Annotated in this window: 9 protein-coding genes; 5 read left to right on the forward strand and 4 right to left on the reverse strand. The window is 76.2% G+C overall.

The window, feature by feature from the left end:
- Positions 1-18: 18 nt before the first annotated feature.
- Positions 19-3291, reverse strand: a complete 3273-nt coding sequence (locus ACIP60_RS07460; RefSeq protein ID WP_400681045.1) for an FtsX-like permease family protein — start codon at positions 3289-3291, stop codon at positions 19-21.
- A gap of 407 nt (positions 3292-3698) precedes the next feature.
- On the opposite strand from ACIP60_RS07460, the gene ACIP60_RS07465 reads away from it, so the two are divergent.
- Genes ACIP60_RS07465 through ACIP60_RS07475 form a run of 3 tightly spaced genes read left to right on the forward strand, consistent with a single transcriptional unit; the run spans position 3699 to position 7283 of the window.
- Positions 3699-4988, forward strand: a complete 1290-nt coding sequence (locus tag ACIP60_RS07465; protein ID WP_400681047.1) for a cytochrome P450 — start codon at positions 3699-3701, stop codon at positions 4986-4988.
- A 53-nt stretch (positions 4989-5041) separates the two neighbouring features.
- Positions 5042-6802, forward strand: coding sequence for an MFS transporter (locus ACIP60_RS07470; RefSeq protein WP_400681050.1), 1761 nt, complete (start codon positions 5042-5044; stop codon positions 6800-6802).
- Position 6803: 1 nt separating this feature from the next.
- Positions 6804-7283: a MarR family winged helix-turn-helix transcriptional regulator gene (locus ACIP60_RS07475; protein ID WP_400681052.1), complete on the forward strand. Its 480-nt coding sequence runs from the start codon at positions 6804-6806 to the stop codon at positions 7281-7283.
- Between the two features lie 221 nt (positions 7284-7504).
- Here ACIP60_RS07475 and ACIP60_RS07480 read toward each other — a convergent pair whose 3' ends face one another.
- The gene (locus tag ACIP60_RS07480; RefSeq protein ID WP_400681055.1) at positions 7505-8290 is read right to left on the reverse strand and encodes a TetR/AcrR family transcriptional regulator; all 786 of its coding nucleotides are present in this window, start codon (positions 8288-8290) and stop codon (positions 7505-7507) included.
- 161 nt (positions 8291-8451) lie between these two features.
- On the opposite strand from ACIP60_RS07480, the gene ACIP60_RS07485 reads away from it, so the two are divergent.
- Positions 8452-9645, forward strand: a complete 1194-nt coding sequence (locus ACIP60_RS07485) for an FAD-dependent oxidoreductase (RefSeq protein ID WP_400681057.1) — start codon at positions 8452-8454, stop codon at positions 9643-9645.
- Positions 9646-9700: 55 nt separating this feature from the next.
- Here ACIP60_RS07485 and ACIP60_RS07490 read toward each other — a convergent pair whose 3' ends face one another.
- Positions 9701-11080: a serine hydrolase domain-containing protein gene (locus ACIP60_RS07490; RefSeq protein ID WP_400681060.1), complete on the reverse strand. Its 1380-nt coding sequence runs from the start codon at positions 11078-11080 to the stop codon at positions 9701-9703.
- A gap of 148 nt (positions 11081-11228) precedes the next feature.
- On the reverse strand, positions 11229-12701 hold the full coding sequence (locus ACIP60_RS07495) for an MFS transporter (RefSeq protein ID WP_400681062.1): 1473 nt from the start codon (positions 12699-12701) through the stop codon (positions 11229-11231).
- Between the two features lie 133 nt (positions 12702-12834).
- Here ACIP60_RS07495 and ACIP60_RS07500 point away from each other — a divergent pair, with 133 nt between their 5' ends.
- Positions 12835-13314, forward strand: coding sequence for a helix-turn-helix domain-containing protein (locus tag ACIP60_RS07500; protein WP_100834517.1), 480 nt, complete (start codon positions 12835-12837; stop codon positions 13312-13314).
- Positions 13315-13318: the final 4 nt, after the last annotated feature.

The raw sequence follows: 13318 nt of genomic DNA on the forward strand, positions 1-13318 counted from the left end.
CCCAGGGGGCCGGGGTGCTCATTTCTCCTCCGCGGACCGGAGTCGGGCGGCCAGGTTCCGGCGGTTGCCGCCGAACAGGAAGGCGGACAGCAGGGGCAGGGCGGCGGTTCCGGCGGCCAGGGCCAGGACCTGGGCCGGGGGCAGGCCGACCAGGACGTCGGGGACCGGGGGCCGGGCGGCCGGGGTGAGCACCACCAGCGGCACCACCAGGTGGACCAGGACGGTGCCGAGCAGCAGCCCCGTACCGGTGCCGATGCCGACCAGCACCAGCCGTTCGGCGGCGGCGCTGCGGGTCAGCAGCCGCCGGGGCGCGCCGAGCGCCAGCAGCACCGCGGACTCGCCGGCCCGTTCGCTCGCCGAGGCGGCCGAGGCGGCGGTGAAGCCGATCGCGGCCAGCACCGCCGCGGCCACCGCCAGCGCGGCCAGCGCGCTCTGCGGGGCGGCGCTCAGCGGGTCGCCGAGCCGGGCCGCGGCGTCCTCCTCGCGCAGCGTCAGCTGCTGGGCGGTCGGCCCCGCGCGCAGCGCCGCCGCCGCCTCGGCCGGGGTGCGGTCGCCGGGTCCGGCGGCGGGCAGCCACCACTCGGAGACGGCCGGGGCGTCGAAGCCCCGGTCGCTCAGCCACCGGTCGGCGGCGGCCAGGTCGAGCAGCAGCGCGCTGGTGCCGTACACCGGCAGCGCCTCGACCGCGCCGGTGATCCGGACCGGCACCGAGGTGCCGGCGAGCTGCACCTTGACCAGGTCGCCGACCCGGGCACCGACGGCCGCCAGGTACGCGCGGGTGGCCAGGCCCCCGACCTCGCCGCCGGAGCGGACGGCGCCCGGGGCCAGCACCAGGGCCCGGGCCCCGTCGTGGTCCGCCGCGCCGGGGGTGTACTCGACGGTCGGCAGCCGGTCCGGTCCCGCACCGTCGGCCACCCGCACCGGGACGCCGTCCCCGGCCTGCACGCTCCAGGCGCCCGCGGGCACCGGGACGGGCACCGCCGCCCCGCCCGCGCCGTCGGCCACCGCCACCCGGCGCACCGTCAGCTCGGTGCGGCTCTCGCCCCAGCCCGCCGGGTACGTCAGCCCGAGACCGGTCAGGGACAGCGGCGCGGCCACCGAGCCCAGCGGGGCGGCGGCCAGCGCGCCCAGGTCCACCGGGACGGTCAGCTCGCCCCGGACCGGCAGCTGCGGCACCAGGACCCGGTGCACCGCCCCGAAGCCGTCGCGCAGCTGGAGCCACAGGTCGGGCGCCTGGAGCGGGCTGCCGTCCTCCCCGGGACGGTCGTCCACCTGCACCGCGACGGTCAGCTCGATCCGGGCCGGGCTCCCCGGCAGCGGCACCCCGGGCGACTGCGGCTCGGCCAGCGGCGCCAGCAGTTCCCCGGGCGGCCGGTGGTCGAACAGGTCGGGCCGCACCCGCAGTTCGGCGCCCGCCCGGGCGGTGGCGGTCAGCAGGACGCGGCCCTGCCGGTCGCCCGGCAGCGACAGGTCGGCCCGGGCCACCGGCAGCAGCCGGTCGCCGCCCGGCAGCGCCGCGTACCGGCCGCCCTGGCCCAGCGCGGGCAGCGCCGAACCCTGGATCCGCAGGCCGCCCGCGGCGGCGAAGTCGGCCTGGTCGCGCTGCGAGTCGCGCCACGCGGCGTGCTGGCCGATCGCCAGCACGCCGGTGGCCACCGCCAGCACCAGCAGCAGCACCGGGCCGTTCGCCCGGCCCGGGCGGCGGGCCAGCTGCCAGCCGCCCAGCGCCGCGCCCAGCCCGCGCCCCCGGGCGGCCAGCCGGGCCCCCAGCCGGGCCGCCAGCGGCAGCACCCGCAGCACCAGCAGCGTCCCCGCGCACAGCGCCAGGGTGGGCGCCGCGACCAGCACCGGATCGATGCCCAGCCGGCCGTCGGAGGCCACCGACAGGCCGCCGGACCGGGCGGAGAGCTGCCGGTAGGCGACCACGGCCAGCGCCAGCAGGGTCAGGTCGGCGCCGGAGCGCACCACCGTGCCGACCACCGCCTGACGGCGCGCCACCAGCTGCCCGCCGCGCCGCAGGACCGCGGGCAGCGCCGAGAGCAGCACGCACACCAGCGCGCACAGCGCCGCCGCCGGCCAGCGCACGGCCGTGTCGGTGTGCTCCAGCGGCAGCCCGGCCAGCGGGCCGTAGCCGGTCAGCAGCCGCAGCAGCGGCCCGGCCAGCAGCGGGGCCAGCAGCGCGGCGGGCAGCGCCAGCAGCAGCGCCTCCAGGCAGGCCCAGGCGGCCAGTCGGCGCCGGGTCGCGCCCCGGGCGGTGAGCAGCGCGTCCTCCCGGGCCTGCCGCTCCGCGACCAGGTGCACCACCAGCAGCAGGGCCGCGCCCGCGAGCACCGACAGCTGGAGCGCCCCGATCAGCAGACTGGACTCGGTGACCAGCGTCGCCGAGTGCAACTCGGCCAGCAGGGCGGGAAGTTCGGTCTGCGACTGGAAGCCCGGGCTGTCCTGCTTGAGCAGCTCGGGCAGCCGGGCCGCCAGCTCCCCGACCCGCTCGACCCGGGCCCGGTCGGCGGTGGCGAAGTCGGCGGTCAGCAGCGCGCCCCGGCTGCCCTGCGGCAGCAGGCCGGAGGTGAAGGCGCCGTCGTCCACCAGCATCGGCCCGTACGTGGTGAAGCCCTGGACCTGGATCTCCCGGCCGCCCAGCGGGTCCAGCCGCCAGTACGGGGCGTCCCGGTCCAGGGCCCGGTAGACGCCGGTGACCCGGACGGTCAGCGGCAGGCCGCCGTACCGGTCGGAGAGCACCAGCTGCGCGGGCAGCGCGTCCGCGGTCAGGCCCAGCCGGGACAGCGCGCCGCCCGGCACCGCGACCTGCACCGTCCCGGCCGTCCCCGGGCCCGCGGCGGCGCCCTCGGCGGTGGGCCAGTGGCCGGCCGTCAGGCGGACCCGGTCGTGGTCCAGCGCGGCCAGCACGGTCAGGTCCACCTCGTGGGCCGGGGCCTTGGCCGGGGCCGGGGTCGAAGGCGGGGCCGTGGTCGGGGCCGTCGAGCCGGGCAGCCCGTACGCCCGGCTGCGGGCCAGCGTCCGGGTGTCGACCGGCAGTCCGTCGAACAGCCGGGCGCCCAGCGCGGCCGTTCCGGCGTCGTCCGCGGACCTGCCGTCCAGCCCGTGGTCGGCGTTCAGCAGCACCGTCACCCGGCCGCCACCGGCCAGGTCGCGCCGCAGGCCCGCCTCGGCGACGGTGCGGTCGAAGGCCACCAGCGCGGTCAGCACCGTGGTGGCGGTCAGCACCGTGAACAGCACCGCAGCCGCCAGCGGCAGCCGTCCGCGCAACCGGCGCAGCACAAAGCCCAGCATGATCAGGTCCCCCCGTTCCGGCCCCGTGCACCGGATATCGGACGACTCTGGCAGAGTCGAACAGGAATCGGAAGTGGTCGGCGCGAATCGTGCGCGGTCTGCGCGCCGTCCGGGCGCGGTGGGGCTCCGGCCGCGCCGCCGGCGGACCGCGGCGGGCGGTGGAGGGGCGTCCGGGCGGGCGTCCGGCCGGATCGTTCGGTGGCGGAGCGGGGCCGGGCGGCGCGGGCCGTTCGACGGCGGAGCGGGAGGACGCGGCAGAACCGGGGGGAGGCGGGGGAGGTCGGAAAACCCGGCCCGGCGAAGGAAACTGACAGGTACAGTCCGAAACGATCACGCGATCGGGCCGTCCGGACGGGCGGCCCGATCGGCCTGCCCAGGACCGACACCCGTACCGGAGAAGCCCCCTGATGGACACTCAGCGCTGCCCGTACCGACTCGACCCCGCCGGCGCCGACCTGCACGCCGAGACCGCAGCCCTGCGCGCCGCCGGACCGGCCGCGCCGATCGAACTCCCCGGCGGCGTCCCCGCCTGGTCCGTCACCGACCCCGCCCTGATCAAACGCCTGCTCACCGACCCCCGGATCTCCAAGGACGCCCGCCGGCACTGGAGCGCCGACCTGGCCGGCGAGATCCCCGCCGACTGGCCGCTGCGGATGTGGACCGACGTCCGCAACGCGCTCACCGCCTACGGCGACGAGCACGGCCGACTGCGCCGCCTGATCGGCCCCGCCTTCACCGCCCGCCGCATCCGCGCCCTCACCCCCCGGATCGAGGCCATCGCCGCCGACCTGCTCGACCGCCTCGCCGCCCACCCGCCCGGCCGGGTCGTCGACCTGCGCGCCGAGTTCACCTGGGTCCTGCCGCTGATGGTGGTCAACACCCTGCTCGGCGTGCCCGATTCGATGCACGACGCGTTCCGCTCCACGATCGGCCGGCTCTTCGAGACCGCCACCGGCCCCGAGGAGGCGCTGCGCAACGCCGAGGCCGTCTACGCCCAACTCGCCCTGCTGGTCGAGGCCAAGCGCGCGGAACCCGGGGAGGACGTCACCACCGCGCTGATCCAGGCCCGCGACGAGGAGACCGGCACCGGTCTGGACGAGCGCGAACTCCTCGACAGCCTGCTGCTGCTCATCGGCGCCGGCCACGAGACCACCGTCAACCTGCTCGGCAGCGCCGTCGTCCAGCTCCTCACCCACCCCGGGCAGCTCGACGCGCTCCGCACCGACCCGGCCCGCTGGCCCGACGCCGTCGAGGAGACCCTGCGGCTCCAGCCGCCCGTGGCCAACATCCTCCCGCGCTTCGCCGTCGAGGACGTCCACGACGAGGCCACCGGCCTGACCTTCGCCCGCGGTGACCTGCTGGTGGTCAACTTCCTCGCCACCGGCCGCGACACCGCCCTGCACGGCGAGGACGCCGCCCGCTACGACCACACCCGGGCCACCCGCCGCGACCACCTCTCCTTCGGCCACGGCGTCCACTACTGCCTGGGCGCCGAACTCGCCCGCCTGGAGTCCCGGATCGCGCTCGCCGCCCTCTTCGACCGCTTCCCCCGCCTCACCCTGGCCGTCCCCGCCGACGGACTGCGCCCGCTGGAGTCCTTCATCTCCAACGGCCCCCGCGAACTCCCGGTCCTGCTGCACGGCGGCCCCGGGTCCACCATCCGGGACGGGTGGCGGGGGGAGGCGGTCGCGCAGTAATTTAGTTCACATCAGCTAACTATCATCACGGCTTCCCAGGGGGCGGGCAGGAGATGGCGGACGTGGACACGAAGAAACGGTGGATCGGCGCGGAACACCCGCGCTACAAGTGGGTGGCGCTCTCGAACACCACCCTCGGCATGCTGATCGCCACGATCAACTCCTCGATCGTGCTGATCTCGCTGCCGGCGATCTTCAACGGCATCCACCTCAACCCGCTGGAGCCGGGCAACGTCAGCTACCTGCTCTGGATGCTGATGGGCTACATGCTGGTCACCGCCGTCCTGGTGGTGACGCTCGGCCGACTGGGCGACATCTGGGGGCGGGTGCGGATCTACAACGCCGGCTTCCTGATCTTCACGGTCACCTCGGTGATCCTCTCGCTCGACCCGATGGGCGGCGGCGGTGGCGCGCTGTGGCTGATCGGCTGGCGGGTGGTGCAGGCGGTCGGCGGCGCGATGCTGATGGCGAACTCCGCGGCCATCATCACCGACGCCTTCCCGGCCCGGCAGCGCGGCATGGCGCTCGGCGTCAACATGGTCGCCGCGATCGCCGGCTCGTTCATCGGCCTGGTCCTCGGCGGCGTCCTCGCCGAGTGGAACTGGCGGTCGATCTTCTGGGTGAACGTCCCGATCGGCATCATCGGCACCGTCTGGGCCTACCGCTCGCTGCACGAGACCGGCGTCCGCCGCCCCGGGAAGATCGACTGGTGGGGCAACGTCAGCTTCGCCGTCGGCCTCACCGCGCTGCTCGCCGCGATCACCTACGGCATCCAGCCGTACGGCGGCCACACCATGGGCTGGACCAACCCCTGGGTGCTGACCGGCCTGATCGGCGGCGCGGCCGTGCTGGTCGCGTTCTGCGCGATCGAGGCGAAGGTCGCCGAGCCGATGTTCCCGCTGCGCCTGTTCCGCGACCCGGTGTTCGCGGGCGGCAACCTGGCGACGCTGCTCGGCTCGATCGCCCGCGGCGGCCTCCAATTCATGCTGATCGTCTGGCTGCAGGGCATCTGGCTGCCGCTGCACGGCTACGAGTACGAGCAGACCCCGCTCTGGGCGGGCATCTACCTGGTGCCGCTGACCATCGGCTTCCTGGCCGCCGGCCCGATCGCCGGCTACCTCTCGGACCGCTTCGGGGCCCGCCTGTTCGCGGCCTGCGGCCTGGTCGTGATGGCCGCCTCGTTCGCCGGGCTGCTGGTCCTCCCCACCGACTTCGGGTACGTGTGGTTTGCTCTGCTGGTGTTCCTCAACGGCCTCGGCGGCGGACTGTTCGCCGCACCCAACACCGCCCTGGTGATGTCCAGCGTGCCGGCCGCCGACCGCGGCGCCGCCTCCGGCATGCGGGCGACCTTCCAGAACGCCGGCATGGTGCTCTCCATCGGCGTGTTCTTCTCGCTGATGGTGGCCGGCCTGGCCGGCTCGCTCCCGCAGACCCTCAGCGACGGGCTCACCGGCCAGGGCGTCTCCCCGGCGGACGCCCACGCGGTGGCCCAACTGCCGCCCGTCGGAACGCTGTTCGCGGCCTTCCTCGGCTACAACCCGATCCACGAACTGCTCGGCCCGCAGGTCCTCTCCGGCCTGCCCGCCGCCAACGCGCAGACCCTCACCGGCCGGGAGTTCTTCCCGCACCTGATCTCTGGCCCGTTCCACGACGGCCTGATGGTGGTCTTCTCGCTCGCCATCGCGATGTCCCTGGTCGCCGCGGCGGCCTCGCTGCTGCGCGGCCGCAAGGCCGTCCCGGCCGCCCCCGCGCCCGAGGACGGCGCTGCCGCCGCGCCGGACGGGGACACCGCGGTGTCCCGGCGAACGGCCTGACGTGAACGAGACGGCGCGGCAGGGGAGTGCGGGCGTGGGGCAGGGCGGCGAGGGCGGGCTCGACCCGGCCGAGGTGGTGCGGCTGCGGCTGGTGATCTCCCGGCTGCACCGGCAACTGGTGCAGGCCTCCGACCGGCAGGAGTTCACCTTCGCCCAGCAGTCCGCGCTGGCCCGGATCGAACAGCACGGCCCGATCCGGCTCGGCGAACTCGCCGCGCTGGAAGGGGTCGCCGCCCCGTCGATGACCCGCACCGTCGCCCCCCTGGTCGAGTCCCGGCTGGTCAGCCGGGTCCCCGACCCCAACGACGGCCGCTCCGTCCTGGTCGAACTCTCCCCGGAGGGAACCGAACTGCTGGCCCGCATCCGCCGCCAGCGCTCCGAGGTGCTGGCCCGCCGCACCGCCGAACTCACCGACGGGGAGCGGCGGACGCTGATGGCGGCGCTGCCCGTGCTGGAACACCTGGTGTCGTTCGACCTCTGACCGCTGCCGACCGCTGCCGACCGCCGCCGATCGCTGCCGCCCGCTGCCGATCGCTGCCGCCCGCGCCCGGAGGCCCCCGGTGGTCTCCCGAGCGGGCGGGGCGGCGGGCGGCGGCGGGGAGCGGAGGCGGGGAGCGGCCGGAGCGCGACCGTTCCGGGGGCACGGTGGCCGGGGGCATTCGCGGGTCCGCCCGGACCGCGTCTCGCGTCTCGCGTCCCGGATCAGGACGCCCGGGCGGCGATCCCGTCCAGCACCAGCTCCAGCCCCGCCGCGAACTCCTCGCCCGGGGCCAGGTGGTCGGCCGCCGCCATCACCTCCGCCATCACCGGGTGCCGTCCCGCCGCCAGCACCCGCATCACGTACGGCCCCATCGCCCGCTGCCACTCGTCGTCCGACTGCCCGTGCGCCCGCTCCGCCCGGCGCTGCGCCACCTCCACCCGCAGTCGGCCCGCCAGGTAGGCGTGGAACGCCCCCGACGCCTGCTGCACCTCGGTCGGCCGCCCGGCGAAGCCCGGCGCGCTCCACACCACGGCCAGCGCCGCCTCCCGCGCGGCCAGCGCGTTCGGGCCCAGGTGCGGCCGTCCGCCCAGCAGGTCGATGAACCACTCGTGCCGCAGCGCGGCCGCCCGGTACCGTCCGGCGATCGCCCGCAGCTCCTCCCGCCACTCCCCGGAACGGGTCGACCGGGCGGGGCGGGCGGGCCGCCCGGTCCGGCCAGGCCGGTCGTCGGCCGGGTCCGGGGCGATCTCCGCGTACACCGCGTCCACCATCAGCTCCAGCAGCTCGGCCTTGGTCTCCACGTACCCGTACAGCCGCATCGGGCCGACCTCCAGTGCTGCCGCGACCCGGCGGATCGACACCCCCTCCAGCCCGTCCGCGTCGGCCAGTTCGAGCGCCGCCGCGACGATCAGCGCCCGGCTCAGCGGCCCCGGCGTCCGCCGCGCCGGCGGCTCCGGGCGCTCCCAGACCAGTCCGGCTCCGGCGGCGTCGTCGTGACGGGAGGGCATGGGGCGGTCTCCGATCGGAAGGAGCGGGGGCGGGGCAGGGAGGGGAGGGGAGGGGACGGGACGGCGGTGATCACGATACGGCGAACGCTGGTGATACACCGTATCGACACGATACGGTGTATCGGATGGACGAGCGGACACGTGAACGGGGAGAGCTGGACATGGCGGGTACGGCAGGCGGGGTGGACGTGGCGATCGTCGGAGGCGGGCCGGGCGGGCTGACGCTGGCCCGGCTGCTCGCCGTGCGCGGCATCCGGACCACGGTCTACGAACGCGACGCCGGACCGACGGCCCGCACCCAGGGCGGCACGCTCGACCTGCACGCCGACACCGGCCAACTCGCCCTGCGCGCGGCCGGCCTGACGCGGGCGTTCCGCCGGTACGCCCGCCCGGAGGGCGAGGACATGCGGCTGCTCGACCACACCGGCACCCTGCTGCACCGCGATGACACCCCCGACGACGCACCCGCGCTCCGCCCCGAGATCGACCGCGCCGACCTGCGCGACCTGCTGCTCGACTCCCTCCCGCCCGGAACGGTCGCCTGGGGCCGCGCCCTGCGCACCGCCACCCCGGTCCAAGAGGGCTCCGGCGGCTGGCAGTTGGAGTTCACCGACGGCAGCCGGGCCGACTGCGACCTGCTGATCGGCGCGGACGGCGCCCGCTCCCGGGTCCGGCCGCTGCTCACCCCGGCCGTGCCGGACCACCTCGGCGTCAACACGGTGGAGGGCGCCGTCCCCGCCATCGACCTGACCCACCCCGAGCTGGCCGCCGTCGTCGGCCGCGGCAGCTACTGGGTGATCGGCCAGGGCCGCTCGCTCGCCGCCCAGCGCTGCGGCGACGGCTCCGTCCGGGTCGGCCTGTCCTTCTACGGCCCCGCCGACGGTGCCGCCGACTGGCTCACCACCTGCGGCATCCCGTTCGACCGCCCCGACGCCGCCCGGGCCGCGCTGCTCCCGCTGTTCGCGGACTGGACGCCCGAGTGCCGCGCCCTGATCGCCGCCTGCACCGGCCCGCTCACCCCCCGCCCGCTGACCGCCCTCCCGGTCGGCCTGCGCTGGCCGCACCGCCCCGGCCTCACCCTGCTCGGCGACGCCGCCCACCTGATGCCCCCCGTCGGCGTCGGCGCCAACGCCGCGATGCGCGACGCGCTGGAACTGGCCACCGCGCTCACCGGCGAGACCGGTGACGCCGGCGACACCGGTGGCACCGAGGACGCCGACGCCGCGCTGCGCGCCTACGAGGAGGAGATGTTCACCCGGACGGCCCGGGCCGCCGACGGGGCGGCCCGGATCCTGGCGATGATGACCGCTCCGGGGGGAGCGCAGGCCGTCGCCGCGTTCTTCCGCGGGGAGTGAGGTGCGGGGAGCGCGGGGGAGTGCGGGCAGTTCGGGGAGCTCGGGGAGTGAAGTGTCAGGCCGCGCGGCGCAGTTCGCAGGGGTGGGGGAGGTAGGGGCCGAGGAGGCCCTCCCGGTCGCCGCCCTTGAAGGCGGTCGCCCGGCCGGTCAGGTCGCCGTCCCGCAGCCGTAGTTCGAGCCCGGTGGCGGGGCTGTTGAACAGGGCGTCGGGGGTGGGGAGTTGGAGCGGGGTGACGAGGCGGACGTCCCAGCGGGCGGAGGCCACGGCCGGGACGGTCACCGGCGGGTGGTCGGCCAGCCGGACCTCGACCCGCCCCTCCGGCAGCACGGCGACCGTCAGCGGGACGGTGGCGCCTGGAGCGCTGACCTGCCCGGACCAGGTGCCCGGGGCCAGGGTGAGGGGCAGGTCAGGTTCGACGCCCGGGGCGCAGTGGCGGGGATCGAACTCGGGGGCCAGCGCGCCCATCAGGTACGCGACCACGGCGTCCCGGGCGGACTTGTCGGTCGAGTTGGCGAGGACGGCCACCGAGAGCCCCCGCCCGGGCAGGTCGATCATCATCGACGCGACACCGCCCATCCCGCCGCCGTGGCTGCTGATCACCGCCCCGTCCGCCGTCCGCTGGACGACCCGCCCCAGCCCGTACCCGAGGCTCCCGGCACCGAGGATCGCGGGCGCGTCGTGCACCGCCGCGGCCGTCCCGGGCGCCGGCAGCCCGAGCGAGCGACGGGCGAACAGCGCGACGTCAGCGGCGGTCGCCCAGCCGGCGGTCGCCGCCGGATGCCCGGTGTGGCAGGTCGGGTAGACCCGCCCGTCCGGGGTGTACCGCACCGCGGCCGGCCCCGGCCCGGGGTGGGCGGCGCCGAAGGCGAAGCCGTCCAGCCCGAGCGGCTCGGCGATCCACTCCCGCAGCAGCGCGCCCACCTCCCGCCCGGTGACGGCCGTCAGCAGCCGGCCCAGCTCGTGGTAGCCGAGGTTGGCGTACTCGAACTCGCCGCCCGGCTCGTGCAGTTGCCTGCGGTAGCGGTCGATGTCGATCGGCCCGTACCCGGGGGCGGGCGCGGCGTCGGGGGAGCCGGGGGTGTAGCGGAAGTCGTAGTAGGCGGGGAAACCGCCGCGGTGCCGGAGCAGTTGACGGGCGGTCGGGGCCGTGCGCTCGAACCGGCCCGGCAGCGGCGCGTCCAGGTCGAGCAGGCCCCGGTCCGCGGCCAGGCAGACCGCGAGCGCCGTGAACGCCTTGGTCGTCGAGGCCAACCCGTACGCCGTCCCGGGCGTCGCCGCCCGCCCCGCCGCCACGTCCGCCCACCCGTACGCCCGGGCGAGCACCAGCTCCTCGCCCGCCGCGACGGCCACGCTCACCGACGGGCAGCCGGTCTCCGCCAGCACCCGCCCGCACACCTCGTCCAGCGAATCCAGCGACTCCAGCCCGTTCAGCATCCTGTGGCCCCTCCCGCCGTGCCGGTCGGCCCGATGGTAGTGCTGCGCCGACGAACGGTCGGCGGCGGGGGCGGGTCGGCCGCCTGCGCGCGGCTCGGGCACCTGACCTGACGGCAGGTCGGGTGCCCGACCGGGCGTCGGACCCGGGTCAGCGGGTGTCGGCCGGTCCGGACGCCGTCGCTGCCCGCGGGCCGCCCGCGTCCGACGCGGCGCGCGCGTCCCCGCTGGTGTCCTGGCCCGTGCCCCCACCCGCCTCCGTGCCCGCGCGGGCGGTGGCACGGGCGAGTTGCAGACCGATGCCGGCCGTGACGAGGGCGAGGGCCGCGGCGACGAGCCAGGCGAGGCGGAAGTCCTGGCGCTGGGCGGGGCCGGTCTCGGCTCCGACGACGGCGACCAGCAGGGCGACGCCGACGGTCGCGGATATCTGCCGCACCGAGTTGACCAGGGCGGACCCGGTGGCCGCCCGGTGGGCGGGCAGCGAGGCGACACCGGCGGCCACCAGCGTGCCCAGGGCCAGCCCCACCCCGATCCCGCTCAGGACCATGCTCGGCAGCAGGTCCCTGCCGTAGTCGGGGGTCAGCGAGGCGAAGGCGGCGCGCCAGAGCATGGCGGCGGCGAAGAGCACGCCGCCGGCGGCGACCAGCGGGCCGTGGCCCAGGCGCTGCGCGGCGCGGGCGGTGAGCAGGGTGACGACGGGCACCAGGGCGGGGCCGGGCACCATGGCCACGCCGGTGCGCAGCGCGCTCCAGTGCCAGACCTCCTGGCACCACAGCACGTTGGACAGCAGCATGACGGCGAAGGCGACGCCGAAAACGAAGGTGCCGGCGCCGGCCGTCCCGAAGCGGGGCAGCCGGAGCAGGTGGAGTTCGAACAGCGGGTGGCTGTGGCGCAGCGAGCGGTGGGCGAACGCGGCCCCGGCGGTCAGCGCGGCGGCGGCGAGCAGCAGGGTCCCCGCGTTCGTCCAGCCCCAGTCGGGGCCCTGGACGAGGGCGCCGGACAGGGCGGCGACGGCGAGGGTGACCAGCAGCGCGCCCAGCAGGTCGGGCAGGCGTCCCTCCTCCCGTCGGGTGGCGGCCGGCAGGGCGCGCAGGCCGGCCAGGGCGGTGGCGACGCCGATGGGGACGTTGATCACGAAGATCCAGCGCCAGTCGACCTGGACCAGCAGTCCCCCGGCCACCGGCCCGGCGGCCGCCGCGAGGCCGCCGATGGCGGCCCAGTTGCGGGTGGCGCGGGTGCGCCGCTCGGCCGGGACGGTGGCCAGCAGCAGGGCCAGCGAGGTGGGCAGTTGGGCGGCGGCGCCGACCGCCTGCAGGACGCGGGCCGCGACCAGCCAGCCGAGGCTCGGCGCGAGGGTGCAGGCCAGCGAGGCGAGGGTGAAGACGGCGACCCCGGCGAGGAACACCGGCCGCTGGCCCAGCCGGTCCCCGAGCCGCCCGGCGACGACCAGGAGCGCCGCGAGGACGATGGCGTAGGCGTTGAGGACCCAGGACAGGGAGCCCAGGGTGACGGCCTGGCCCTGGGCCGTGCTGAACGAGGTGCCCATGGCGGGCAGGGCCACGTTGACGATCCACAGGTCCAGGTTGGTCATGAAGACCGCCAGCAGGACCACCGTCGACGCCACATGGCGCTTTGAAAACCAAACCGACCGAGTCATGGGGCTCAGGTAAGCACGAGTCGGTTTGATATTCAAACCGCAATGGTCGGGCCGCCGCCTAGACTTTGATTGTCAAACCGATCCGAGGGAGGCTGGTCCCATGACCACACCGCACGTCGACCCCTACGACGTACCCGGCCGCCCCTGCTCGATCGCCGCCTCCCTCCAGGTCGTCGGCGACCGCTGGTCGCTGCTCGCCGTCCGCGAGGTCTCCCTCGGCAACCACCGCTTCCGCCAGATCGCCAAGAACACCGCCGCCCCCACCGACCGCCTCTCCGCCCGGCTGAAGAGCCTGGTCGCCGACGGCATCCTCGAACGCCGCCCGCTGCCCGACGACCCCCGGCACGACGGCTACTACCTCACCGAAGCCGGCCGCGACCTGCTCGGCGTCATCCGCGAACTGCTGCGCTGGGGCGACCGCTGGCTCACCACCGAGCCGCCCATGCGGCTGCGCCACCACGAGCACGACTTCGCCCTGCGCCGGGTCTGCGACCACTGCGGCGAAACCGTCGACCCCGACGACATCCACCCCGAGGTCGCCGCCGCGGGCTGGACCCTCCAGGGGCCCGCCGCCGACTGACCGC

This window comes from Kitasatospora sp. NPDC088783 (genome assembly GCF_044750705.1).
GTDB classification, from domain to species: domain Bacteria; phylum Actinomycetota; class Actinomycetes; order Streptomycetales; family Streptomycetaceae; genus Kitasatospora; species Kitasatospora fiedleri.